This is a genomic window from Escherichia fergusonii ATCC 35469 (assembly GCF_000026225.1).
Lineage (GTDB): Bacteria > Pseudomonadota > Gammaproteobacteria > Enterobacterales > Enterobacteriaceae > Escherichia > Escherichia fergusonii.
Map to the genome: position 1 here is coordinate 2499793 of NC_011740.1, position 25719 is coordinate 2525511.

The window sequence follows — 25719 nt, forward strand, 5'->3', positions numbered from 1 at the left end:
CAAGCAACAAATACCAGGTTAACGGAGAAGGTTATGTGTTCAATTTTTGGCGTATTCGATATCAAAACAGACGCAGTTGAGCTGCGTAAGAAAGCACTCGAGCTGTCACGCCTGATGCGTCATCGTGGCCCGGACTGGTCCGGTATTTATGCCAGCGATAACGCCATTCTCGCCCACGAACGTCTGTCAATTGTTGACGTTAACGCAGGGGCGCAACCTCTCTACAACCAACAAAAAACCCACGTACTGGCGGTAAACGGTGAAATCTACAACCACCAGGCCTTGCGCGCCGAGTATGGCGATCGTTACCAGTTCCAGACTGGGTCTGACTGCGAAGTGATCCTCGCGCTGTATCAGGAAAAAGGGCCAGAATTTCTCGACGATTTGCAAGGCATGTTCGCTTTTGCCCTGTACGACAGCGAAAAAGATGCCTACCTGATTGGTCGCGACCATCTGGGGATCATTCCACTATATATGGGCTATGACGAACACGGTCAGCTGTATGTGGCCTCAGAAATGAAAGCTCTCGTGCCAGTTTGCCGCACGATTAAAGAGTTTCCGGCGGGGAGCTATTTGTGGAGCCAGGACGGCGAAATCCGTTCTTATTATCATCGCGACTGGTTCGACTACGATGCGGTGAAAGATAACGTGACCGACAAAAACGAGCTGCGTCAGGCACTGGAAGATTCCGTTAAAAGCCATCTGATGTCTGACGTGCCTTACGGCGTGCTGCTCTCAGGTGGTCTGGACTCCTCAATTATTTCCGCGATCACCAAGAAATATGCCGCTCGTCGCGTGGAAGATCAGGAACGCTCGGAAGCCTGGTGGCCGCAGTTGCACTCCTTTGCCGTAGGACTGCCAGGTTCACCGGATCTGAAAGCAGCCCAGGAAGTGGCAAACCATCTGGGCACTGTGCATCACGAAATTCACTTCACTGTACAGGAAGGTCTGGATGCCATCCGCGATGTGATTTACCACATCGAAACCTATGACGTGACGACTATCCGCGCTTCAACGCCGATGTATTTAATGTCGCGTAAGATCAAGGCGATGGGCATTAAAATGGTGCTGTCCGGTGAAGGTTCTGATGAAGTGTTTGGCGGTTATCTCTACTTCCACAAAGCGCCAAACGCCAAAGAACTGCATGAAGAGACGGTACGTAAACTGCTGGCCCTGCATATGTATGACTGCGCGCGCGCCAACAAAGCGATGTCCGCCTGGGGCGTGGAAGCGCGCGTTCCGTTCCTCGACAAGAAATTCCTCGACGTGGCGATGCGTATTAACCCGCAGGATAAAATGTGCGGTAACGGCAAGATGGAAAAACACATCCTGCGTGAATGTTTTGAGTCGTACCTGCCTGCAAGTGTGGCCTGGCGTCAGAAAGAGCAGTTTTCCGATGGTGTCGGTTACAGCTGGATAGACACTCTGAAAGAAGTGGCGGCGCAGCAGGTTTCTGATCAACAACTGGAAACTGCCCGTTTCCGCTTCCCGTACAACACGCCGACCTCAAAAGAAGCGTATCTGTACCGGGAGATCTTTGAAGAACTGTTCCCGCTACCGAGCGCCGCTGAGTGTGTACCGGGCGGCCCGTCCGTCGCGTGTTCTTCCGCTAAAGCGATTGAATGGGATGAGGCGTTCAAGAAAATGGACGATCCGTCTGGTCGTGCGGTTGGCGTTCACCAGTCGGCCTATAAGTAAGAAATGTGGTATTGCCCCGGAGAAATCCGGGGCGTTTTCTATTATTTACCCGCCAGTTGCTTTTGATATGCAGTGAGGAAATACTCCGGGTTAGCCACATCGCTGTCAGAAAGCTCATTACTGTAAGCTACTGACCAGGTTGCCTGTTCATCAGGGATATGCAAGCTTCCATTCCCCCCTTTCAGACGCAACAACTCAAAAGATTCACCTTTAATTACCGTGGAATAGGATTTTTCACCTTCCTGTAATGCTTTCACTTTACAGAGAAAAATCTGACCATCAATGTCATTATCAACATGCGATACCTGGACGAGAGCTTCATTTGCCGCTTTCGGACCTATCCGCATCACCCACACCATCGCCCCTTCCTGCCCACGATAGCCAAAGACATATTTACCGATTTCTGGTCGGGTAGTATCGGCAAACGCAGATTGCATAAGTAATAAAGTACCCATCAAGGCAGTTATAAAACGCAGCATATTATTCCCTCAATAAATCGCCTGAAGTGGTGGCAGAGATGCAGGCGTAGCGATCCCTGCCCTGTCCTGTTGCAACGGGCCAGTATTTCATAGATTAATTTTCCGGCACCATTGTTGAATTCCGAATTTCATCCTGCACAACGAAACGGCAGAGAAAAACACAAAGTAAACAATAATTGACGAATATAGCGTCACGCTGTTCGCAACCTAACCAAACAGTCACTTTCGAGCAATTTTCCTTGAAAAAGAGGTTGACGCTGCAAGGCTCTATACGCATAATGCGCCCCGCAACGCCGATAAGGTATCGCGAAAAAAGATGGCTACGTAGCTCAGTTGGTTAGAGCACATCACTCATAATGATGGGGTCACAGGTTCGAATCCCGTCGTAGCCACCATCTTTTTTGCGGGAGTGGCGAAATTGGTAGACGCACCAGATTTAGGTTCTGGCGCCGCAAGGTGTGCGAGTTCAAGTCTCGCCTCCCGCACCATTCACCAGAAAGCGTTGTACAGATGGGGTATCTCCAGGCTGTAAGTTAGCCACCTCGGCTGGCAATGATATAGTTTGAAGTTCTCCATTCTGTAAGAAATTTGTTGGGGTATCGCCAAGCGGTAAGGCACCGGTTTTTGATACCGGCATTCCCTGGTTCGAATCCAGGTACCCCAGCCATCTTCTTCGAGTAAGCGGTTCATCGCCCGGTTATTGGGGTATCGCCAAGCGGTAAGGCACCGGTTTTTGATACCGGCATTCCCTGGTTCGAATCCAGGTACCCCAGCCATCGAAGAAACAATCTGGCTACGTAGCTCAGTTGGTTAGAGCACATCACTCATAATGATGGGGTCACAGGTTCGAATCCCGTCGTAGCCACCAAATTCTGGATATGTCGAATGCGTTCGGCAAATTCAAAAACCAATTTGTTGGGGTATCGCCAAGCGGTAAGGCACCGGATTCTGATTCCGGCATTCCGAGGTTCGAATCCTCGTACCCCAGCCAATTTATTCAAGATGCTTACCTTGTAAGTGCACCCAGTTGGGGTATCGCCAAGCGGTAAGGCACCGGATTCTGATTCCGGCATTCCGAGGTTCGAATCCTCGTACCCCAGCCACATTTGAAAAGCTCGCTTCGGCGAGCTTTTTGCTTTATGAAATCCGAAAAAATCACCCATAAATAGTGGTCGTTAATGACCAGTGATACATTGGCTGCCTTCATAACAAAAGGATCTTGCAATGAATTATCAGCTATTCTCGCCATTCTTTACCAAAGTCATCATGCTGCTTATCGCATTGCTTTGCATTGTTCTTGCCTCATTTGGTATTTCTGCCCCATTTTTTTACATCGTTTTTATCGGCATCGTTTTCCCCGTTGCTATATCAATGCGCATACACCGTCTCAATGAAACAGGAACAGCACTCACACTAACCGAAAGCTCACACTGGATCGTTTACATCCATGGTTTCCCAGCTGAGGAACAACGTGAAGTTTTGAAAAACCCCTGTTTCTGGTCAACAGAAAGGGTGAAACAGTTTTTCGTTCGCGGTCTTGCTGGCAAGGTTATTCTTCAACTTGCCTGCATTGCACTTCTGGTCAATGAATATTTCCGCTCAACACCCGGCTCCGGGCAAGACTTACTCGCAGCAGGCGTGCTGTTTTTTATTTTGTTTTCGATAAGCAAAAATTTCTGGACGATGTATCTTCTCGCCACAGATAAATGGCAATGCGAATCCCTGACCACCACCAGCGGTAGCCTTTGGTATCAGGGATTTCTGTGTAAAGGAAATAGAAGAGTTACGCTGTTTTCGCGGCTGGTGTAACAGCTACTACAACCCTAACGCATATTTCAGCGCCTGCCGTTTCAATACGCCAGCTCGCTCCGCCGCCATTAACCCGAGATTACGCATAAAACGCAGTGGCGGCAGATTATTGCTGAATCCGGCATAAAACAGATCCATACCGCTTTGCATAATGAAGTTATCCGCCATACGCCGCATCTGGTAACGCTTGAGGACAGGATAACTGGCCCACGCTTCACCGTAGCTGCGGGCATTCACCAGAACGTCAATCAGCGCATCAACATCGCGATAACCGAGGTTAACCCCCTGCCCCGCCAACGGATGAATGGTGTGCGCGGCATCGCCCACCAGCGCAAGCCCTGGTTGCACATACTGCAACGCATGGCGGCGCGTCAGCGGAAACGCACCAGCGGCGAGTGGCATCACGTACCCAAGACGCGACGGGAAATGCTTCGCGATTTCCGCCTGGAGCTGCGCCATATTCATATTCTGCAACTGGCGAATGCGTGCCGGAGAGTCATACCACACCAGCGATGCCCAGTTATCAAACAGCGGCAGAAACGCGCGCGGCCCGTCCGGAGTAAACTGCTGCCAGGTGCTGTCGCCGGGATCATTCTCGCACTGTACGCTAATCAACATACACGACTGCGCATACTGCCAGGCATGAACGCCAATTCCCGCCATTTGCCGCACCTGCGAATTTGCGCCGTCAGCGCCAATCACCAGCTTCGCCTGGATCACTTCGCCCCCCTTCAGTTCCAGTTCCTGAAGATCATTATGGCGATGCAGAGCAATCAGTGAGCCTGGCACACGTAACGTTACTTTCGGATGCGCTTCCAGCGCCTGCCACAGCGCCTGTTGCAGGACAGTGTTTTCCACCATATAGCCAAGCAACGGCAGCTTCAATTCGGCTGCATCAAACACCACATGCGCCGTTTCCCACTCCCACGTTTCCAGTCTGCGATAAGGATGGCAACGCATGGCCTGTACCGCGTCCCAGACGCCTAAACCTTTAAGCAATGATACCGAAGCCGCACTAATCGCCGAGATCCGCACATCCGGCTGGCTGTCAGCGACAAACGGCGCAGGTTCTGCGTGCTCGATTACCGTTACCGAAAATCCGTGCTGTGCCAGTCCCAGCGCCAGTGCGCCGCCGACCATTCCTCCGCCGACAATGGCAATTTCCGTTGGTTGATTTGTCATGGTCAATCATCCTGTTAGCAATATGCTTTAAGTTTACAGGATTTTTACCCCCAAGGGCTGATAACGCTCATACTGGTCACAACGGCAGCAAAGCATTACACTATGCGCCCTGCATTCCTGGCTACTATTTCGCAAGAGCAAGTCGATGACCAAAAAACTCCATATTAAAACCTGGGGCTGTCAGATGAACGAGTACGATTCATCGAAGATGGCCGATCTGCTGGATGCCACCCACGGCTATCAACTGACCGACGTGGCGGAAGAAGCGGATGTGCTGCTGCTGAACACCTGCTCAATCCGCGAGAAGGCTCAGGAAAAAGTCTTCCATCAGTTGGGTCGCTGGAAACTGTTAAAAGAGAAGAATCCAGACCTGATTATCGGCGTCGGCGGCTGCGTGGCATCGCAAGAAGGCGAGCACATTCGCCAGCGCGCCCACTATGTTGATATTATTTTTGGGCCGCAAACGCTGCACCGTCTGCCGGAGATGATCAACTCCGTACGCGGCGACCGCAGCCCGGTTGTAGATATCAGCTTTCCGGAAATCGAGAAGTTTGACCGTCTGCCGGAACCGCGTGCCGAAGGACCAACCGCGTTTGTCTCCATCATGGAAGGCTGCAATAAATATTGCACCTACTGTGTGGTGCCTTACACCCGTGGTGAAGAGGTAAGCCGTCCTTCCGACGATATTCTGTTTGAGATTGCCCAGCTTGCGGCTCAGGGCGTGCGTGAAGTCAACCTGCTCGGTCAGAACGTGAACGCCTGGCGTGGTGAGAACTACGACGGCACCACCGGATCGTTTGCCGATCTGCTGCGTCTGGTTGCGGCGATCGACGGGATCGATCGTATTCGCTTTACCACCAGCCATCCGATCGAATTCACCGACGATATCATCGAAGTGTACCGCGACACGCCGGAGCTGGTGAGCTTCCTGCATCTGCCGGTTCAGAGCGGTTCCGATCGCATTCTAAACCTGATGGGACGTACCCACACGGCGCTGGAGTACAAAGCGATCATCCGTAAATTGCGTGCGGCGCGTCCTGATATTCAGATCAGTTCTGACTTCATCGTTGGCTTCCCTGGCGAAACCACTGAAGACTTCGAAAAAACGATGAAGCTGATTGCCGACGTCAATTTCGACATGAGCTATAGCTTTATCTTCTCCGCTCGTCCAGGTACGCCAGCCGCTGATATGGTTGATGATGTTCCGGAAGAAGAGAAGAAGCAGCGTCTGTATATTCTGCAAGAGCGCATTAATCAGCAAGCGATGGCATGGAGCCGCCGTATGCTCGGCACCACCCAGCGTATTCTGGTAGAAGGTACATCGCGTAAGAGCATCATGGAGCTTTCCGGTCGTACTGAAAATAACCGCGTGGTTAACTTCGAAGGCACGCCGGATATGATCGGTAAATTCGTCGATGTAGAAATTACCGACGTCTACCCGAACTCTCTGCGCGGTAAAGTGGTGCGTACTGAAGATGAAATGGGTCTGCGCGTGGCAGAAACACCGGAATCGGTGATTGCCCGTACCCGCAAAGAAAATGACCTGGGCGTGGGTTATTATCAGCCGTAATTCTCAGGCCCACCGTTCCGGTGGGCCTTGTTTTTTCTCTCTTTATCCCCATCTTTATCGCAATGCTTGCGCCTTTTTCCTGTGGCGTGAATAATTTCCTTATAGGCCGGTGAATGTTCAGCTTCCGGCGGCATACAGATAAGAGGAACGGTTTGAACATAGACACTCGCGAAATCACTCTGGAGCCAGCAGACAACGCACGTCTGTTGAGCCTGTGCGGCCCGTTTGATGACAACATCAAACAACTCGAACGCCGTCTCGGCATCGAAATCAATCGCCGTGATAACCACTTTAAACTGACCGGCCGTCCGATTTGCGTCACCGCTGCGGCAGACATTCTGCGTAGCCTGTATGTCGATACTGCCCCGATGCGCGGTCAGATTCAGGATATTGAACCGGAACAGATCCACCTTGCGATTAAAGAAGCGCGCGTGCTGGAACAAAGTGCGGAGAGCGTGCCGGAGTATGGCAAAGCGGTCAATATCAAGACCAAACGCGGTGTAATTAAACCGCGCACGCCAAACCAGGCGCAGTACATCGCCAATATTCTCGACCATGACATTACCTTCGGCGTTGGCCCGGCGGGTACGGGTAAAACCTACCTGGCGGTAGCGGCGGCAGTTGATGCTTTGGAGCGTCAGGAAATCCGCCGCATTCTGCTGACTCGTCCGGCAGTAGAAGCCGGTGAGAAGCTGGGCTTCCTGCCTGGCGATTTAAGTCAGAAAGTGGACCCGTATCTGCGCCCGCTATATGACGCGCTGTTTGAAATGCTGGGCTTTGAAAAAGTCGAGAAGCTGATTGAGCGCAACGTTATTGAAGTCGCACCACTGGCCTATATGCGTGGTCGTACGCTGAACGACGCGTTTATCATTCTCGATGAAAGCCAGAACACCACCATCGAACAGATGAAGATGTTCCTGACTCGTATCGGTTTTAACTCAAAAGCGGTTATTACCGGCGATGTCACGCAGATCGACTTACCGCGTAATACTAAATCAGGTTTACGTCACGCTATCGAAGTGTTAGCCGATGTCGAAGAGATCAGCTTTAACTTCTTCCACAGCGAAGACGTGGTTCGTCACCCGGTGGTAGCGCGTATCGTTAACGCTTATGAAGCCTGGGAAGAAGCCGAACAAAAACGAAAAGCGGCGCTGGCAGCAGAACGCAAGCGCGAAGAACAGGAACAAAAATGAGTCAGGTGATCCTCGATTTACAACTGGCATGTGAAGATAATTCCGGGTTACCGGAAGAGAGCCAGTTTCAGACATGGCTGAATGCGGTGATCCCGCAGTTTCAGGAAGAATCGGAAGTGACGATTCGCGTGGTCGATACCGCCGAAAGCCACAGCCTCAATCTGACCTATCGCGGTAAGGATAAGCCGACCAACGTGCTCTCCTTCCCGTTTGAAGTACCGCCTGGCATGGAGATGTCGCTGCTGGGTGATCTGGTTATCTGCCGTCAGGTCGTTGAGAAGGAAGCACAAGAGCAAGGCAAACCACTGGAAGCGCACTGGGCGCATATGGTGGTGCACGGCAGTCTGCATTTGTTAGGTTACGATCACATCGAAGACGACGAAGCAGAAGAAATGGAAGCCCTCGAAACAGAGATTATGCTTGCTCTGGGCTATGAGGATCCGTACATTGCCGAGAAAGAATAATTTGCCAGGCATTTGACTGGCAGACGTCCCCGCCGTTGGTGATTAACGACGGCGTTTTGATTAACTAACATGAGAACCCATACGACGCCATGAGCGACGACAATTCACACAGTAGTGACACGATAAGCAACAAGAAGGGATTTTTCTCCCTGTTACTCAGCCAACTTTTCCACGGTGAACCGAAAAACCGTGACGAACTGCTGGCGCTGATCCGTGATTCCGGGCAGAACGACCTTATCGACGAAGATACGCGCGATATGCTCGAAGGGGTGATGGACATCGCAGACCAACGCGTTCGCGACATCATGATCCCCCGCTCCCAGATGATTACCCTGAAACGCAACCAGACGCTGGACGAATGCCTTGATGTCATCATCGAGTCCGCCCACTCACGTTTCCCGGTGATTAGCGAAGACAAAGATCACATTGAAGGGATTCTGATGGCGAAAGACTTGCTGCCGTTTATGCGCAGCGATGCCGAAGCCTTCAGCATGGACAAAGTGTTACGTCAGGCGGTTGTCGTTCCTGAAAGTAAGCGCGTAGACCGGATGCTGAAAGAGTTTCGCTCTCAGCGTTACCACATGGCGATCGTCATTGACGAATTCGGTGGGGTTTCCGGTCTGGTGACCATTGAAGATATCCTGGAACTGATTGTTGGTGAGATTGAAGACGAGTATGACGAAGAAGATGATATCGACTTCCGTCAGCTGAGTCGTCATACCTGGACCGTGCGTGCACTGGCTTCCATCGAAGATTTCAACGAAGCCTTCGGCACCCACTTTAGCGATGAAGAGGTCGACACTATCGGTGGTCTGGTGATGCAAGCGTTTGGGCATCTTCCGGCACGTGGCGAAACCATCGACATCGACGGTTACCAGTTCAAAGTGGCGATGGCTGACAGTCGGCGTATTATTCAGGTTCATGTCAAAATCCCGGATGACTCACCCCAGCCAAAGCTGGATGAATAAAACCGAAACTGGATAGATAACTACATGGCTTTTGCCTCATTAATTGAACGCCAGCGCATTCGCCTGCTGCTGGCGTTATTATTCGGTGCCTGCGGAACGCTGGCCTTCTCTCCTTACGACGTCTGGCCTGCGGCGATTATTTCGCTGATGGGGCTTCAGGCGCTGACCTTTAACCGCCGTCCACTCCAGTCTGCCGCTATTGGCTTTTGCTGGGGATTTGGCCTGTTTGGCAGCGGTATTAACTGGGTCTATGTCAGCATCGCGACCTTTGGCGGAATGCCTGGCCCAGTTAACATCTTCCTGGTGGTGCTGCTGGCAGCGTATTTGTCGCTGTATACCGGACTGTTTGCTGGCGTACTGTCGCGTCTGTGGCCGAAAACCACCTGGCTGCGCGTGGCGATTGCCGCCCCTGCTCTCTGGCAAGTGACCGAGTTTCTGCGCGGTTGGGTGCTGACTGGCTTCCCGTGGTTACAGTTCGGCTATAGCCAGATTGACGGTCCTTTAAAAGGACTGGCACCGATAATGGGCGTGGAAGCCATTAACTTCCTGCTAATGATGGTTAGCGGCCTGCTGGCACTGGCGTTAACCAAACGCAACTGGCGTCCGCTGGTGGTGGCCGTCGTGCTGTTCGCCCTTCCCTTCCCGCTGCGTTACATCCAGTGGTTCACCCCACAACCGGAGAAAACCATTCAGGTATCGATGGTTCAGGGCGACATTCCGCAATCGCTGAAGTGGGATGAAGGCCAGCTTCTCAATACGCTGAAGATTTACTACAACGCAACGGCACCGCTGATGGGCAAGTCATCGCTGATTATCTGGCCGGAGTCGGCGATAACCGACCTGGAAATTAATCAGCAGCCGTTCCTCAAAGCACTGGACGGTGAGTTGCGTGATAAAGGTAGCTCGCTGGTCACCGGGATTGTCGACGCGCGTCTCAATAAGCAGAATCGCTACGATACCTACAACACCATCATCACGCTGGGTAAAGGTGCACCGTATAGCTACGAATCAGCCGATCGCTATAACAAAAACCATCTGGTACCGTTTGGCGAGTTTGTCCCGCTGGAGTCGATTCTGCGTCCGTTAGCACCGTTCTTTGATCTGCCGATGTCGTCGTTCAGCCGTGGACCATATATCCAACCACCGCTGTCGGTAAATGGTATTGAGCTTACTGCGGCTATTTGCTACGAGATCATTCTCGGCGAGCAAGTGCGCGATAACTTCCGCCCGGATACCGACTATTTGCTGACTATCTCCAACGATGCGTGGTTTGGTAAGTCTATTGGCCCATGGCAGCACTTTCAGATGGCGCGAATGCGTGCGCTGGAGCTGGCGCGCCCGCTGCTGCGTAGCACCAATAATGGCATCACGGCGGTGATTGGCCCGCAGGGTGAGATTCAGGCGATGATCCCGCAATTCACCCGCGAGGTGTTGACCACTAATGTGACGCCGACTACCGGACTCACACCGTACGCACGTACCGGCAACTGGCCGCTGTGGGTACTGACGGCACTGTTTGGTTTTGCCGCTGTATTGATGAGACTGCGAGCACGTCAACGTTAATGTGAATGATGCACTGGCCAGCAAAATCGCATCATTTTTGCAGGCCAGATAAACTGTTCACACCGCATCCGGTATCAACAAAACGTACTTTCTCATTGAGCTGTGGGGCGTGATTATCATGCCCCTTTTTTTTACGGTTCAGGGATACAAGCCACATCGCCATATTGGGGATGCCGAATAATTGCCTGCGGATCAAGCGAGCGCGTCCTGTCCATTTGGATTAACCCGTTCTTCGCCATAACAAATATCTTTCTACCATCCGCTGAAAAACGAAGATGATTAACGTAGCTGGCAGGATAAACGCCAATAATCTGCCCGGCATTAATATTGAGCAGGATGACATAACCTTGCAGGCCATATGACACCAACGCTAAATACTGACCGTCCGGGCTAATACCCTCAACAGAATAAACGCTCCTGCTACACCATTGCGTCATAATGCTGGCTTGTTGATCCCCTGTGCTTATACGTGAAATCCCCTGACTATCGGCAAAAATAACCTCACCATTTTTTGGTCGGAATCCCATCGCAGAAACGACACCACGCGCATCACCTGCGGGAAAGTCTTCTTTCTGATGCGTGATGGTATTGATCCGCACGATGTTACCTCTGCCTGCTCCCGGAACCAGTAATGTTTTTTCATCCGGGGAAAGTGCCATAACCCAGGCGCCTGGTTTACCGCTCGTCCCCGTCCCGTCGTATTTCTCCAGTGGGATATCCGCCACATGCTGATAAGTCACCAGATCAATCGCTGACACACTATTACTGGTGCGATTCATCACCCAGGCTTTTGTGCCATCACGCGAGAGGATAAGGCTGTCAGGATGGGCGCCGGTGGTAATCGACTGAATAATCTCCCCCGTCGCCACGTTAATGACCGATACTGCATTCGCTTCAAATGAAGTCGCATACAGCAACTTTTCATCGGGGCTTAACACCAGCGATCTGACGCCCTGATCTTTACAGCCACCACAATGTTTGACTGACTTTTCTTTCGCTATGGGCACTGTAAAGGTATGCAGGATTTTCTTTTGTCCGAGGTCGAAAACAACAATACTGTTCGTGTTTTCAATTGCGGCATATAACGTATTACCATCCCGACTGATCGCCATATCATGGATATCGGCAATCTCAGCGAGCAAATCACCACTGGCCTGTTCACGACTTACCGGAGCGGGTAATGTTTCCCTGAGGGCGTTGCGTTCCTCCGCTAACTGCTGCTTTTTATGCCGTCGCTCTTGTTCAATCTCCTGCGGATAAAACTCTTCACGCAGGCTTTGCCTGACCTGCAAAACTGATTCATCAATCTGCTGCTGCACAAGCCAGATAGCCCCGGTCAGTAGAAGACTACCCGCAACAATAATCCCGCCTTCCGTAACAAGTCGGTTTTGCCAAGATAAACGCGCACTCAGCCAACCCAACGCCCCACCTGCCATCAGGCCGCCAATGTGGCAAGCGTTATCTATTCCTGCTTGCCGGGCACCATACAACAGTGTCAGCGCCACCATACCCAACAGAGAAAATACTCGCCGCTGGTTTTTATGGTGTGTACCCGCACCTGAAGAAAGCTGTGTTGCTATCGCAGCGCCAGCTATTCCCATAATTGCCCCGGATGCCCCAACGCTGATGACTATCTGCTCACTTTCGCGTAACGCATAACAGGCGCTGATGAGCCCACCAAAGATGCCGGAGAATAACCAGATAATCAGGAGTCGCCATTTCCCCAGTATCCGTTCCGCCACTGTCCCCACCACCAGGAGTGCAAACATATTCATCAGCAAATGGGAAAAACTACTGTGCAGAAAAACACTGCTCAATAAGCGCCAGGGTTCACCCGACAACGTGAGAGAGGCAACGTTAGCGCCGAGATGGATGAGTGCGGATTGATCGACTTCTTCATAACTCATCCATTGTGCGAGGTAACAAAATATCCCAACACATAGCGCAAAAAGGATCAGGGTTATTGCGGGTAATTGAACATTTAACGGCTTAACCGAAGATGCGGACATAAGGTGATTCTTCCTTGAAAAGACAGGTAAAAAAGCATTTTTCCCGTGTGCAGTTATCATCCCGGCAAACGTCCCATACCGAAAAGTTAACTCTGTCCGAAATATGACTTTTTCAGCCTGAAATTACAATCGTAATTAATTCACCCCTAAGTATTTTTTGGCATGTAAGTTGCTTTATTTACTGTGTAAGCAATGAAATCAGCCGCAACGCAACCGGGTTGCACCAACACAAATCAGCGGTAGCACCAAAAAGGTGCGGTTTAAGAATTTTGCTTCGGAATGGTGCGGCGCATCTCGCAAAAACAAACAATAAAACATCAATATCTTTACATTTAGCCAAACTAAATGTTACCTAACAAACACAACACTGCACAATAAAGTTGCAGATGATAACAACACAAACACTCACAACGGGTATCCATGCGTTCTTAACGCAGAAGATAAAGGAGTTGGATATGCAATTACGTAAACCTGCCACAGCAATCCTGGCCCTGGCGCTTTCCGCAGGACTGGCACAGGCAGATGACGCCGCCCCGGCAGCAGGCAGTACGCTGGACAAAATCGCCAAAAACGGTGTGATTGTCGTCGGTCACCGTGAATCTTCAGTACCTTTCTCTTATTACGACAATCAGCAAAAAGTGGTGGGTTACTCGCAGGATTACTCCAACGCCATTGTTGAAGCAGTGAAAAAGAAACTCAACAAACCGGACTTGCAGGTGAAATTGATTCCGATCACCTCACAAAACCGTATTCCGCTGCTGCAAAACGGCACTTTCGATTTTGAATGTGGTTCTACCACCAACAACGTCGAACGCCAGAAACAGGCGGCTTTCTCCGACACTATTTTCGTGGTCGGTACGCGCCTGCTGACAAAAAAAGGCGGCGATATTAAAGATTTTGCCGATCTGAAAGACAAAGCCGTCGTAGTCACTTCCGGCACCACCTCTGAAGTTTTGCTCAACAAACTGAATGAAGAGCAAAAAATGAACATGCGCATCATCAGCGCCAAAGACCACGGTGACTCTTTCCGCACCCTGGAAAGCGGTCGTGCCGTTGCCTTTATGATGGATGACGCTCTGTTAGCCGGTGAGCGAGCGAAAGCGAAGAAACCAGACAACTGGGAAATCGTCGGCAAGCCGCAGTCTCAGGAAGCCTACGGTTGCATGTTGCGTAAAGACGATCCGCAGTTCAAAAAGCTGATGGATGACACTATCGCTCAGGTGCAGACCTCCGGTGAAGCGGAAAAATGGTTTGATAAGTGGTTCAAAAATCCAATTCCGCCGAAAAACCTGAACATGAATTTCGAACTGTCGGACGAAATGAAAGCACTGTTCAAAGAACCGAATGACAAGGCACTGAACTAATTACAAGAACCAGGGGCGGAAATTCCAGCCCTCTCGATTGTTACGTAGCACGGACAGACTATACGCCTGATGGTCGTTCCCCATCGGGCCTGAAAACCGCAATACGCTGGGTAACAATCTTCGAGGGTAGCAGTTAACGCTGCTACCCTCTTTTTTCTGGAGTAGATTTATGTCTATAGACTGGAACTGGGGTATTTTTTTACAACAAGCCCCGTTCGGCAACACCACCTATCTTGGTTGGATCTGGAGTGGTTTTCAGGTGACGATTGCTTTGTCGATCTGCGCCTGGATTATCGCCTTCCTCGTCGGTTCATTTTTCGGCATTTTACGTACCGTTCCAAACCGTTTTCTCTCCGGTCTGGGTACGTTGTATGTCGAACTGTTCCGCAACGTGCCGTTGATTGTGCAATTCTTTACCTGGTATCTGGTTATCCCTGAACTGTTGCCGGAAAAAATCGGCATGTGGTTTAAGGCAGAACTAGACCCAAATATTCAGTTTTTCCTCTCCTCCATGCTCTGTCTGGGACTGTTTACTGCAGCTCGTGTTTGCGAACAAGTACGCGCCGCGATTCAGTCGTTGCCGCGTGGGCAAAAGAATGCCGCGCTGGCAATGGGTCTGACGCTACCGCAGGCTTACCGCTACGTACTGTTGCCTAACGCTTATCGCGTTATCGTCCCGCCAATGACCTCTGAGATGATGAACCTGGTAAAAAACTCCGCCATCGCCTCGACCATCGGTCTGGTGGATATGGCGGCGCAGGCCGGTAAATTGCTCGATTACTCGGCCCACGCCTGGGAGTCATTTACCGCCATTACGCTGGCGTATGTGTTGATTAACGCTTTTATCATGCTGGTGATGACGCTGGTTGAACGTAAAGTTCGCCTGCCCGGCAACATGGGGGGCAAATAATGTACGAGTTTGACTGGAGTTCCATTGTTCCTTCCCTGCCATATCTGCTCGACGGGTTGGTGATCACCCTGAAAATCACCATCACGGCGGTGGTCATTGGTATTTTGTGGGGTACGTTGCTGGCAGTAATGCGCTTGTCCAGCTTTGCGCCGATTGCCTGGTTTGCCAAAGCCTACGTTAACGTGTTCCGTTCGATTCCGTTAGTCATGGTTTTGCTATGGTTTTACCTGATTGTGCCGGGTTTTCTGCAAAACGTGCTGGGATTATCGCCAAAAAATGATATCCGTTTAATTTCGGCGATGGTGGCGTTTTCGATGTTTGAAGCGGCCTACTATTCAGAGATTATCCGTGCCGGTATTCAAAGTATTTCCCGTGGGCAGTCGAGCGCCGCACTGGCGTTGGGGATGACTCACTGGCAGTCGATGAAACTGATTATTCTGCCGCAGGCGTTCCGCGCGATGGTGCCGCTGCTGCTCACTCAGGGCATCGTACTGTTCCAGGATACCTCGCTGGTGTATGTGTTATCTCTGGCCGATTTCTTCCGTACCGCCTCAACCATTGGTGAGCGTGATGGTACACAGGTCGAGATGATTCTGTTTGCCGGGTTTGTTTATTTCGTTATTAGCCTTAGCGCATCGTTGTTGGTCAGCTACTTGAAAAGAAGGACAGCATAATGATTACCCTGAAAAATGTTTCAAAATGGTATGGTCACTTTCAGGTGCTGACCGACTGCTCAACCGAAGTGAAAAAAGGCGAAGTGGTGGTGGTTTGCGGCCCGTCTGGTTCCGGCAAATCAACACTGATTAAAACCGTCAACGGCCTCGAACCGGTGCAGCAAGGTGAAATCACCGTCGATGGCATCGTGGTTAATGATAAGAAAACCGATCTGGCAAAGCTGCGTTCCCGCGTCGGGATGGTGTTCCAGCATTTCGAGCTGTTCCCTCATTTGTCGATTATTGAAAACCTGACCCTGGCGCAGGTGAAAGTGCTTAAACGCGATAAAGCGCCCGCTCGTGAAAAAGCCCTGAAATTACTGGAGCGCGTGGGACTTTCCGCACATGCCAATAAATTTCCGGCGCAGCTTTCCGGTGGTCAGCAGCAGCGTGTGGCAATCGCTCGCGCGTTGTGCATGGATCCTATTGCGATGCTGTTCGACGAACCAACGTCGGCGCTGGATCCGGAGATGATCAACGAAGTCCTGGACGTGATGGTGGAACTGGCGAACGAAGGAATGACCATGATGGTGGTGACCCACGAAATGGGCTTTGCCCGTAAAGTGGCGAATCGGGTGATCTTTATGGACGAGGGTAAAATTGTCGAAGACTCGCCGAAAGACGCTTTCTTCGATGATCCGAAATCGGACCGCGCAAAAGACTTCCTCGCGAAAATCCTGCATTAATCACTCTGGCGCGCATACCCAAGTGCGCGCCATCTCACGCTTTATCGTTTCGCCCCTCGTATCTGTTACATCCTGGCGTTACCCTTGTCGCAAAGAAGCACACAACAAGGAGCAACAATGGCACTGCCGATTCTGTTAGATTGCGACCCAGGTCATGACGACGCTATCGCAATAGTTCTTGCCCTCGCCTCACCAGAGCTTGATGTCAAAGCAATTACGTCTTCCGCCGGAAACCAGACACCAGAAAAAACCTTACGCAATGTTCTGCGTATGCTGACCTTGCTTAATCGCACCGATATTCCGGTAGCAGGCGGCGCGGTAAAACCATTAATGCGTGATTTGATTATCGCGGACAATGTGCACGGCGAAAGCGGTCTCGACGGCCCTGCATTACCGGAACCGACGTTCGCACCGCAAAACTGTACGGCGGTAGAGCTGATGGCGAAAACGCTGCGTGAAAGTGCGGAACCTGTCACGATTGTTTCTACCGGACCGCAAACTAACGTTGCCTTGCTGCTCAATAGCCATCCGGAATTGCATAGCAAAATCGCCCGAATCGTGATTATGGGCGGCGCAATGGGGATTGGTAACTGGACGCCAGCCGCCGAGTTTAATATTTATGTTGACCCGGAAGCGGCAGAAATTGTTTTCCAGTCAGGGATCCCGGTGGTGATGGCCGGTCTGGATGTTACCCACAAAGCACAAATCCACGTTGAAGACACCGAGCGTTTCCGCGCGATTGGCAACCCTGTTTCAACCATTGTTGCCGAACTGCTGGATTTCTTCCTCGAATATCATAAAGACGAAAAATGGGGCTTTGTTGGCGCACCGCTGCATGACCCATGCACCATCGCCTGGCTGTTAAAACCGGAGTTGTTTACCACTGTTGAGCGCTGGGTTGGCGTGGAAACACAAGGGAAATATACCCAGGGTATGACGGTTGTTGATTATTATTATCTGACCGGCAATAAACCGAATGCTACTGTAATGGTCGATGTTGATCGTCAGGGCTTTGTTGATTTACTGGCTGAGCGTCTGAAATTTTACGCTTAACACACGTCATTGATTAAGATCACCACGCGTTACCTGGGTGGTCTTAATCTGTTTATCTCTTTTTCCTTTAAGATATAAATGCAATGGATAATGCAGAACTCGCCATTGGTATCGATCTCGGTACTACCAATAGTTTAATTGCCGTCTGGAAAGACGGTGCCGCGCAATTAATTCCAAATAAGTTCGGTGAATATTTAACACCATCCATAATTAGCATGGATGAAAATAATCATATTTTAGTCGGAAAACCCGCTGTATCACGGCGCACTTCGCATCCGGATAAAACGGCAGCGTTATTTAAACGTGCAATGGGCAGTAATACCAACTGGCGGTTAGGCAGCGACACATTTAACGCGCCAGAACTGTCCTCTTTGGTATTACGCTCATTAAAAGAAGATGCCGAAGAATTTCTGCAACGTCCGATTAAAGATGTGGTGATCTCCGTTCCGGCTTATTTCAGCGATGAACAACGCAAGCATACCCGTTTAGCAGCGGAGTTAGCCGGGTTAAATGCGGTACGCTTAATTAATGAACCCACAGCAGCTGCGATGGCATATGGCCTGCATACGCAACAAAATACCCGCTCGCTGGTTTTTGATCTCGGTGGCGGCACGTTTGACGTCACGGTGCTCGAATACGCCACGCCGGTGATTGAAGTTCACGCCTCCGCTGGCGACAACTTTCTTGGCGGCGAAGATTTTACTCATATGCTGGTGGATGAAGTTTTAAAACGCGCCGCAGTGGCTAAAAACATGCTCAACGAAAGTGAGCTGGCAGCCCTGTACACCAGCGTGGAAGCGGCAAAATGCAGCAATCAATTACCGCTGCAAATTAGCTGGCAGTATCAGGAAGAAACGCGTGAGTGCGAATTTTACGAGAACGAACTGGAAGATTTGTGGTTGCCGCTGCTCAATCGCTTGCGAGTGCCGATTGAACAGGCGTTGCGCGATGCACGTCTGAAGCCAAGTCAAATCGACAGTCTGGTGCTGGTTGGCGGCGCATCACAAATGCCGCTGGTGCAGCGAATCGCCGTGCGTCTGTTTGGCAAATTACCGTATCAAAGTTACGACCCGAGTACTATTGTCGCGCTGGGCGCAGCGATCCAGGCCGCCTGCCGCTTACGCAGCGGAGACATTGAAGAAGTGATCCTCACCGATATTTGCCCCTACTCCTTAGGTGTTGAAGTTAACCGCCAGGGCGTTTCCGGCATTTTCTCACCGATTATTGAACGAAACACCACTGTACCGGTGTCGCGTGTAGAAACTTACTCGACCATGCACCCGGAACAGGATTCAATTACGGTTAACGTCTATCAGGGAGAAAACCACAAAGTTAAAAATAACATTCTGGTGGAATCCTTCGATGTGCCGTTGAAGAAAACCGGGGCTTATCAGTCGATTGATATTCGCTTTAGTTATGATATCAACGGGTTGCTTGAAGTTGACGTGCTTCTGGAAGACGGCAGCGTTAAGTCCAGAGTCATTAATCACAGTCCTGTAACATTGAGCGCACAGCAGATTGAAGAGAGTCGGACGCGGTTATCCGCATTGAAAATTTATCCGCGCGATATGCTCATCAACCGCACCTTTAAGGCCAAACTGGAAGAGTTGTGGGCGCGGGCGCTGGGTGACGAGCGAGAAGAGATCGGCCGGGTGATCACCGATTTTGATGCGGCGTTGCAGTCAAACGATATGGCCCGCGTCGATGAAGTTCGGCGACGGGCGAGCGATTATTTGGCTATTGAGATCCCTTAAACACGGCTGCCGGATGCGGCATAAACGCTGCATCCGGCATCGGCGCAAAAAACACATCCTCAGCTAAACAACATCGCGATTTTTCCGAGAGCATAACCTATCACCAGCACCGTTAAGCTGATTTTGATAATGCTGGTAATGCTCTGTGGTTTTTCATCCTCATCATTTTTTTCTTCGTGGTTTTCAGGTGTTGGCTCATCGACATCTTCATCCTCCGGCTCGAGTTTCACTTTCGTCAACAGCATCCGCGTGATAATGGCCTCTAATGGATGAGCATCTCCACCTTCCAGCCTTGTATTAAGACGGGCCAGCATCTCTTGTTTCGGGAACGCTTCCAGCACAACCTGTTCCGCTACCCGATACAAATCCAGTAACGGTGAATCTTGTTCTGTCTCGCTACCGACTCTCGATTTCCACCATGCCCATGCTTTGCGCTTGAAGAATAACGACTCAATAAACGATTGACCTAACGGCGATAATTTTCCGCTATGTAAAATTTCAGCCCATAACAGCCGCGTCCGGGCGCTCTCACCAGGAACATATTTCAACGGGTTACCTTGCGCATCAATCATGCTTTGCGCTTCGATAACTATCACTAACAGCGCGAAATAATCCGGGCAATGTTGCGCACTCCACTGCAGTAATAAATTATCGGCTTGTGTAGACGGATAACTTTCCCAGTAACCGCAGAGATCGGCAAGCATGCTTTCACCCTCGCCGCAGTACAACCGTTGCGCACACTGGTAATATCGGGCATCTTCACTTTCTGGTTCTTCCGTTTGCCACTGTTGCGCTACAGGAATGAGTTCCGCCATACCTGTTTGCACCGAGCTGTACCAGCGCAACAGTTTGCGATGCAACTTCGCATCATCAGGAATGAACCACGGACCTTCCATCGCCAAAAACGCAGTGACATAGTCAGGGTGATAACGGCAGCAGCGTTCCAATGCGAAGTAATACTCAACAGTCTGGTTCTGCAACGCGACGGGATATTCCAGAAGGCTAAGGAAATCGAAACAATCACCAGCCTGAATGGCCTCAAGAAAAGCCTCCCTTTCTTCCTCATCCATTCCTTCGCTGTCATTAAACGAATGCCAGTTCAAACGCTCTGCCAGCAAAGAAGCACAATTTAATGAAAGATATCGCGCTTCTATAGCGACTGCACACAGCGGCCAGCGTAATTGATCGACATCCTCCATGTTCCAGGTATTTAATTGCTGAATAAATTTCTGCCAGGCGGAGGGCTGAAAACGATCACTTTCAGAATCCAGTAATGCCCTGAATGCACGTAGTATTTCATGTTCAGCGGCGGCATCTTTTTCTTCATCATCTGCTTCCTCGACAGGATTTACCGCCAGTCGCAGCGCCTCTTCATAGGCCTGGCGTAATGCTTTAAACCCCTGCGGATCGGTTTCGGGATGACACAACGGTAAGCGAGCAAGATAAGCCTGGCGGATAATGTCTATTTGCGTCGTGCTTTCAATTTCGAGGATTTGCCAACATGTTTTCATAGGTCGCTCACATCCTTAAGCGTTACCGGGCATTCAGGCTGGACAGTTAATGGCTGCCAGGGAAGCGTGGCATAGAAACGGTCGCTTCCCGCTGCCAGCTCTTCGAACATCCGACTCCCGGCGCTATCGTATTTGTACAGGGTTAGCGCCTCGCGTAGCGAAGCGTTGTCTTCGCACTGAGAAGATTGCCAGTAGAGACGCCCTAACGAATAGGCGGAAAAATAGTGCATCCAGCTGTGATAGTAATGGTGTGCTCGTATATAGACGCGCGATTGCAGCCATAAACTCTCGTCTTCCGTCAGCCACTTGTTGAGCACACCAACCCGTGATAAAAAACCCATCCGCACATAATCCCAGGCTTTGATTCCCCCTTCCCCACAACACATAGCGGTTTGGGCAACGAATTGGGTATAAATCAACCCTCTCTCCGAGCCGCCAGCAATTAATGCTTTCCACTCTTCAGGGGAAGAGCGATGCCATGTCAGATATAAGCCAGCTAAATCATTGGCATGACCATCATCGGTCATCTGATAAATAGTCTGAATTAAATCATCACGATTATTTATTCCCCAGGATGATGAGAGATCGAATTCTTTTATCCCGGTATACATTTTTGGCGAGTCATGCGCGGGCTTGCAACCCTGATTAAGTATTTCCATGGGCGTAGAAAGCGCAAAAAGAAGATATTGTTCTTCCTTATTCATTTGTTAATAATCCCTTAAGTGCATTAACTGACTACTTTTTTATTATTGATGAGTATAAACTTGACGCTTTCAAAATAAAAAGAAAATCGAAGCATTCACACATGAATAAAAAATTAATGTATATATTCGCAATATTTATAGTTGCAGCAATAACCTGTATTAGCCAACCCAAGAAAACGACGTTGCGTGATAAAGCCATGGCGAATTATGCCTTTGATTATTTAAGCTCACCGGGCAACCTTCCATTCACCACGGCAGCAACGGAGCTTTCCGCGATTCATGGTCACTCAACGTCGCAATATCGCCTTGGTGAATTTTATCTTCATGGTAGCGGCGGTAAACCGCTGGATTATACACAGGCGAGGTACTGGTATGAGCAATCAGCGGAACAGGAAAATCCACGAGCGCAAAGTAAACTAGGATGGATCTACCTGAAAGGTTTGGGAGTCAATCCCGATACCCGTAAAGCAATTCTCTGGTATAAGGAAGCCGCTGAACAAGGGCATGTTCATGCACAATACACGTTGGGTTTGATCTACAGAAACGGTACGGGCATTAGCACCAACAATTATGAAGCTCGCAAATGGTTAAAACTGGCGGCAGAGCAACATTATAAAAATGCGGAAAGATTACTTGCTGAGCTTCCCGCACATTAACGTCGACTTTCACCCGAACAGATGGAGTATTTTCCCTATCAAACCAGCAAAGATAAAAATATAGAAAATAATTTTAATGATGCCCAGACAGCCCGGCCCACCATCGTCAACGGGCATTGGCTGCGGTTGCGGCTCCGGCTCGACGGTTTGTTGCCCGGCAAAATTCGCCGACTGAATTAATAATCGTCGAATTATTAATGCTTCCAGAGGACAACGATCTTCTGCATCAAGGCGGGCGACGATCGGCATTAATGATTCTTCTGTAGGTTGGCTGGCCTGCACTAATTGTTTAGCAACTAAATATAATGGCCATAAGGGATACTGTGTATCACGCGTGAGTGAGATTCGCGGCTTACGCCCTTTGTGCAAAACCATCTCAACCAGAGAACGCCCCAGCGCAGAGAGTTTTTCATCACTGAGTATTTCGTATAAATGAAAACGCGTACGAGCGCTGTCACCAGGGACATAAAGTAGCGGTTTTCCCTGATCGTTAACCAGATCACGCGCTTCAATCATCATCACGACTAACGGGTAATAATCGACCCGATGCTGACGGCACCATTGCAACATTAATACATCTGCCTGGGTCGAGGGAGACTCGCGCCAGAAGTCACAAAGTTCTGCCAGCAAGCTTTCGCCTTCTCCACAATAGACGCGTTGCGCGTATTCATAATAACGCGCATCTTCATTATCAGGTTCAGTTTCCCGCCATGACCGGGCGTAGTCCAGGAGTTCGGGTATTCCCAGACGGACTGCGCTATACCAGCACAGTAAATTTCTGTGCAAATTTGCATCATCGGGGATAATCACTGCGCGATGTTGCGCTAAATACAATGTCAGCCATTCTGGATGCGATGACCAAATCCGAGCGAACATTTGGTAAAAATCAATGGTGATCCTACCCTCGTAATATGGACACAGCTCTAAGCGAGGTTCTGGTTTTCAAATTGTTCCGGACTGAGACCACCACACCAACTGTGCCGTCGCCAGCGATTGTAATCACATTCGATATAATTAAACACTGTTGCCCGCATTATTTCCCGGCTGATAAAGTGTTCTCCGTGGAGAGATTCCACTTTCAGCGAATGAAAGAAGCTTTCCACGCAGGCATTATCGTAGCAGCATCCCTTTGCGCTCATACTGCCACGCAGATTATGCCGCTTCAGCAGCGCCTGATAATCTGCTGAACAGTACTGGCTTCCGCGGTCCGTGTGAACGATAACGTTCCGGGGTCTCTTACGCCGCCACAGCGCCATCTGCAGGGCATCGCAGGCCAGTTGCGCCGTCATGCGTGGCGACATTGACCAGCCAATAACGGCACGTGACCACAGGTCAATGACCACTGCCAGATACAGCCAGCCTTCATCTGTACGTAAGTAAGTGATGTCTCCCGCCCACTTCTGGTTAGGGCCACTGGCGTAAAAATCCTGCTCCAGCAGATTTTCTGACACAGGCAGGTTGTGTGCACGGTAACTGACCGGGCTGAACTTCCGGGAGGCTTTTGCCCTCAGCCCCTGACGGCGCAGGCTTGCCGCCACGGTTTTTACGTTAAAGTGGTAACCCTGAGCACACAGTTCATCCGTCAGGCGTGGTGCACCGTAACGCTGTTTTGACCGGGTAAAAGCCTCACGGACAACGCTGTCGCAGTGCTGACGGAACTGCTGACGCTTGCTTATCCTTGTACGCCGCTGACACCATGTATACCAGCCGCTGCGGGCCACCCGGAGCACACGGCACATTGCTTTGATGCTGAACTCCGCCTGATGTTTTTCAATAAAGACATACTTCATTTCAGGCGCTTCGCAAAGTATGTCGCGGCCTTTTGGAGGATAGCCAGCTCTTCATCCCGTTCTGCCAGCTGGCGTTTGAGACGTGCAATCTCGGTGGACATCTCCAGCTCACGTTCAGAAGAAGTCTGCTGATGTTGCTGTTTACTGCGCCAGTTGTAGAGCTGTGATTCATACAGGCTGAGTTCACGGGCTGCGGCAGCAACACCGATGCGTTCAGCAAGTTTCAGGGCTTCACTGCGAAATTCAGGCGAATGCTGTTTACGTGCTTTTTTGCTGGTTGATACAGATTTTGTCATGTGAGTCACCTCTGACTGAGAGTTTACTCACTTAGCCGCGTGTCCACTATTGCTGGGTAAGATCAATGGTGTCATTTTGTACGGCAACGGGCAGATGCAGAATGGTCTGGAAGTTAAAAACATTCCCCTTCGCAATGGCATATAAAAAGGATTCCAGTTCTTCTTCGTCTATTTCCCCGACGTTTTCCTCCTGCAACCACCGCAATCTTTCTGCTAATAACACCACGCACTCGAAGGATAAATGGGCAGTGTTCATGGCTATTGTGCACAGCGACCAGCGTAATTCATCAATATCTTCCATCGAGCAATAATTTAATTGCTGAATGAATCGCTGCCAGGCAGAGGGCAGAAAACGTTCGCTATCAGAGGCGAGTAACGCACGAAAGGCGAGCAGAATTTCATGTTCTGCAACTTCATGTTCTTCTGGTTGCCAAACAGATTTAGCAGGCGACTGCGCAATCCGTAGCGCGTCCTCATACGCCTGACGAAGTTGTTTAAAACCCTGCGGATCGGTTTCTGGATGAAAGGACGGTAACAGCGCCAGATAAGCGCGGCGGATAATATCGACGTCAGTCGTTTCCTCTATTTCGAGAATCTTCCAGCAATTTTTCATAGGTCGCTCATATCCTTAAGCGTTTCCGGACATGTGGGGTAGTCAGCCAGTGGTTGCCAGGGTAAGGTCGCGTAATATGCATCGTCACTGGCAAATAATTGATAAAACATATCATTGCCGGAATCGTCGTATTCTTTACGCGCTAAGAATTCACGTAATAAAGGCAGATTATCATCCTCGGGAGACTGCCAGTATTGTCGCCCAAAAATATATGCTGCGAAATATTGCCGCCAGTTGGCGTAATAGTTTATTGCTCGCAGGTGAATACGCGACTGGATCCACAGGCTTTCTTCTTCGCTGAGCCAGTTATTAAGTACGCCCATCCGGCTTAAAAAACCCATACGGACATAATCCCAGGCTTTTATACCGCCTTCGCCACAACATTCGGCTGTGCTGGCGACAAACTGCGCGTAAGCCTGGCCTGACTCATTTAACTCACTGGTATAGTTACGCCATTCACATGGTGAATAACGAAACCAGCGGTGATAAAAACCAGCCAACCGCGCAGCATGACCGTTATCGATCATTCGGTGAATTGTGCGCAGCAGGTCATCACGGTCATCAATTCCCCAGGAGGAAGAAAGGTCAAAAAAGCGTGTACCTAAATACATTTTGGGCGATGAATGCGAAGGTAAACAGCATTCATTGCGTATTTCCATCGGAGTGGAAAGTGCAAACAATATTTTTTGCGACTCCATGTCCATATAATCCATCCTTAAATATTCATTTAATGA

21 protein-coding genes, 7 tRNA genes and 2 pseudogenes are annotated in these 25719 nt (G+C 50.2%); 21 read left to right on the forward strand and 9 right to left on the reverse strand.

Features of this window, described 5'->3' with window-relative positions; all coding sequences use genetic code 11:
• Positions 1 to 33: 33 nt before the first annotated feature.
• Entirely contained in the window at positions 34 to 1698 is a 1665-nt protein-coding gene (gene asnB, locus EFER_RS12280) for an asparagine synthase B (protein WP_000337081.1), read from the forward strand.
• A gap of 41 nt (positions 1699 to 1739) precedes the next feature.
• Here asnB and EFER_RS12285 read toward each other — a convergent pair whose 3' ends face one another.
• The gene (locus tag EFER_RS12285; protein ID WP_000943399.1) at positions 1740 to 2177 is read right to left on the reverse strand and encodes a hypothetical protein; all 438 of its coding nucleotides are present in this window, start codon (positions 2175 to 2177) and stop codon (positions 1740 to 1742) included.
• Positions 2178 to 2495: 318 nt separating this feature from the next.
• Between EFER_RS12285 and EFER_RS12290 the strand changes: the two genes are divergently transcribed.
• From EFER_RS12290 to EFER_RS12325, 8 genes are all read left to right on the forward strand, one after another.
• Positions 2496 to 2572 (forward strand) — tRNA-Met (locus tag EFER_RS12290).
• 8 nt (positions 2573 to 2580) lie between these two features.
• Positions 2581 to 2665: transfer RNA gene (locus EFER_RS12295), tRNA-Leu, on the forward strand.
• Between the two features lie 104 nt (positions 2666 to 2769).
• A tRNA-Gln gene (locus EFER_RS12300) sits at positions 2770 to 2844 on the forward strand.
• Positions 2845 to 2878: 34 nt separating this feature from the next.
• Positions 2879 to 2953 (forward strand) — tRNA-Gln (locus EFER_RS12305).
• Between the two features lie 15 nt (positions 2954 to 2968).
• Positions 2969 to 3045: transfer RNA gene (locus EFER_RS12310), tRNA-Met, on the forward strand.
• 48 nt (positions 3046 to 3093) lie between these two features.
• Positions 3094 to 3168 (forward strand) — tRNA-Gln (locus tag EFER_RS12315).
• Between the two features lie 37 nt (positions 3169 to 3205).
• Positions 3206 to 3280 (forward strand) — tRNA-Gln (locus EFER_RS12320).
• A 121-nt stretch (positions 3281 to 3401) separates the two neighbouring features.
• Entirely contained in the window at positions 3402 to 3986 is a 585-nt protein-coding gene (locus EFER_RS12325) for a hypothetical protein (RefSeq protein ID WP_001109103.1), read from the forward strand.
• 6 nt (positions 3987 to 3992) lie between these two features.
• On the opposite strand, the gene ubiF is transcribed toward EFER_RS12325, so the two are convergent.
• Complete coding sequence (gene ubiF, locus EFER_RS12330) at positions 3993 to 5168, reverse strand: 3-demethoxyubiquinol 3-hydroxylase (RefSeq protein WP_000184587.1); 1176 nt, start codon at positions 5166 to 5168, stop codon at positions 3993 to 3995.
• Positions 5169 to 5313: 145 nt separating this feature from the next.
• Here ubiF and miaB point away from each other — a divergent pair, with 145 nt between their 5' ends.
• From miaB to lnt, 5 genes are all read left to right on the forward strand, one after another.
• Complete coding sequence (gene miaB / locus EFER_RS12335) at positions 5314 to 6738, forward strand: tRNA (N6-isopentenyl adenosine(37)-C2)-methylthiotransferase MiaB (protein ID WP_000162740.1); 1425 nt, start codon at positions 5314 to 5316, stop codon at positions 6736 to 6738.
• A gap of 152 nt (positions 6739 to 6890) precedes the next feature.
• Complete coding sequence (locus EFER_RS12340; protein WP_001018040.1) at positions 6891 to 7931, forward strand: PhoH family protein; 1041 nt, start codon at positions 6891 to 6893, stop codon at positions 7929 to 7931.
• Positions 7928 to 8395: an rRNA maturation RNase YbeY gene (gene ybeY / locus EFER_RS12345; RefSeq protein ID WP_000084469.1), complete on the forward strand. Its 468-nt coding sequence runs from the start codon at positions 7928 to 7930 to the stop codon at positions 8393 to 8395. Before EFER_RS12340 ends, ybeY begins: the two co-directional genes overlap by 4 nt.
• Positions 8396 to 8484: 89 nt before the next feature.
• Complete coding sequence (gene corC, locus EFER_RS12350) at positions 8485 to 9363, forward strand: CNNM family magnesium/cobalt transport protein CorC (RefSeq protein ID WP_001278605.1); 879 nt, start codon at positions 8485 to 8487, stop codon at positions 9361 to 9363.
• Positions 9364 to 9387: 24 nt separating this feature from the next.
• Positions 9388 to 10926 carry an apolipoprotein N-acyltransferase gene (lnt, locus tag EFER_RS12355; RefSeq protein ID WP_000853015.1) on the forward strand — a complete coding sequence of 513 codons (1539 nt, stop codon included), beginning with the start codon at positions 9388 to 9390 and terminating at the stop codon, positions 10924 to 10926.
• 131 nt (positions 10927 to 11057) lie between these two features.
• On the opposite strand, the gene EFER_RS12360 is transcribed toward lnt, so the two are convergent.
• Positions 11058 to 12935: a rhomboid family intramembrane serine protease gene (locus EFER_RS12360; RefSeq protein ID WP_001276768.1), complete on the reverse strand. Its 1878-nt coding sequence runs from the start codon at positions 12933 to 12935 to the stop codon at positions 11058 to 11060.
• Between the two features lie 455 nt (positions 12936 to 13390).
• Here EFER_RS12360 and gltI point away from each other — a divergent pair, with 455 nt between their 5' ends.
• The 6 genes from gltI to hscC all read left to right on the forward strand — a co-directional run bounded on the left by gltI (position 13391) and on the right by hscC (position 19415).
• Positions 13391 to 14299: a glutamate/aspartate ABC transporter substrate-binding protein GltI gene (gene gltI, locus EFER_RS12365; RefSeq protein WP_001309342.1), complete on the forward strand. Its 909-nt coding sequence runs from the start codon at positions 13391 to 13393 to the stop codon at positions 14297 to 14299.
• Positions 14300 to 14468: 169 nt separating this feature from the next.
• Complete coding sequence (gltJ, locus tag EFER_RS12370) at positions 14469 to 15209, forward strand: glutamate/aspartate ABC transporter permease GltJ (protein ID WP_000020941.1); 741 nt, start codon at positions 14469 to 14471, stop codon at positions 15207 to 15209.
• The gene (gene gltK, locus EFER_RS12375) at positions 15209 to 15883 is read left to right on the forward strand and encodes a glutamate/aspartate ABC transporter permease GltK (RefSeq protein ID WP_000272805.1); all 675 of its coding nucleotides are present in this window, start codon (positions 15209 to 15211) and stop codon (positions 15881 to 15883) included. Before gltJ ends, gltK begins: the two co-directional genes overlap by 1 nt.
• Positions 15883 to 16608, forward strand: a complete 726-nt coding sequence (gene gltL / locus EFER_RS12380; protein ID WP_000631384.1) for a glutamate/aspartate ABC transporter ATP-binding protein GltL — start codon at positions 15883 to 15885, stop codon at positions 16606 to 16608. The genes gltK and gltL overlap by 1 nt, the downstream gene beginning before the upstream one ends.
• Positions 16609 to 16725: 117 nt before the next feature.
• Positions 16726 to 17661, forward strand: a complete 936-nt coding sequence (gene rihA, locus EFER_RS12385; RefSeq protein WP_001207494.1) for a pyrimidine-specific ribonucleoside hydrolase RihA — start codon at positions 16726 to 16728, stop codon at positions 17659 to 17661.
• A gap of 83 nt (positions 17662 to 17744) precedes the next feature.
• Positions 17745 to 19415: a molecular chaperone HscC gene (gene hscC / locus EFER_RS12390; RefSeq protein ID WP_000367865.1), complete on the forward strand. Its 1671-nt coding sequence runs from the start codon at positions 17745 to 17747 to the stop codon at positions 19413 to 19415.
• 59 nt (positions 19416 to 19474) lie between these two features.
• On the opposite strand, the gene djlC is transcribed toward hscC, so the two are convergent.
• Positions 19475 to 20926 carry a co-chaperone DjlC gene (gene djlC, locus EFER_RS12395; protein ID WP_015953590.1) on the reverse strand — a complete coding sequence of 484 codons (1452 nt, stop codon included), beginning with the start codon at positions 20924 to 20926 and terminating at the stop codon, positions 19475 to 19477.
• A complete protein-coding gene (locus tag EFER_RS12400; RefSeq protein ID WP_001030943.1) occupies positions 20923 to 21630 on the reverse strand; it encodes a DUF1266 domain-containing protein in 708 nt (235 codons plus the stop codon). Before EFER_RS12400 ends, djlC begins: the two co-directional genes overlap by 4 nt.
• Before the next feature lie 101 nt (positions 21631 to 21731).
• Between EFER_RS12400 and EFER_RS12405 the strand changes: the two genes are divergently transcribed.
• Complete coding sequence (locus tag EFER_RS12405) at positions 21732 to 22286, forward strand: tetratricopeptide repeat protein (RefSeq protein WP_001035658.1); 555 nt, start codon at positions 21732 to 21734, stop codon at positions 22284 to 22286.
• Positions 22287 to 22295: 9 nt separating this feature from the next.
• On the opposite strand, the pseudogene EFER_RS12410 reads toward EFER_RS12405, so the two are convergent.
• The 4 genes and pseudogenes from EFER_RS12410 to EFER_RS12430 all read right to left on the reverse strand — a co-directional run.
• Positions 22296 to 23180: pseudogene (locus tag EFER_RS12410) on the reverse strand (J domain-containing protein); the annotation flags it as partial.
• Between the two features lie 29 nt (positions 23181 to 23209).
• A protein-coding gene (locus EFER_RS12415; protein WP_134895654.1) for an IS3-like element IS3F family transposase occupies positions 23210 to 24372 on the reverse strand; the annotation gives its coding sequence in 2 pieces (ribosomal slippage) (positions 23210 to 24111 and positions 24111 to 24372; 1164 coding nt in all).
• A 52-nt stretch (positions 24373 to 24424) separates the two neighbouring features.
• Positions 24425 to 24985 (reverse strand): annotated as a pseudogene (locus tag EFER_RS12425) (J domain-containing protein); the annotation flags it as partial.
• Positions 24982 to 25689, reverse strand: coding sequence for a DUF1266 domain-containing protein (locus tag EFER_RS12430; RefSeq protein ID WP_000367044.1), 708 nt, complete (start codon positions 25687 to 25689; stop codon positions 24982 to 24984). The pseudogene EFER_RS12425 and the gene EFER_RS12430, both read right to left, overlap by 4 nt.
• Positions 25690 to 25719 lie beyond the last annotated feature (30 nt).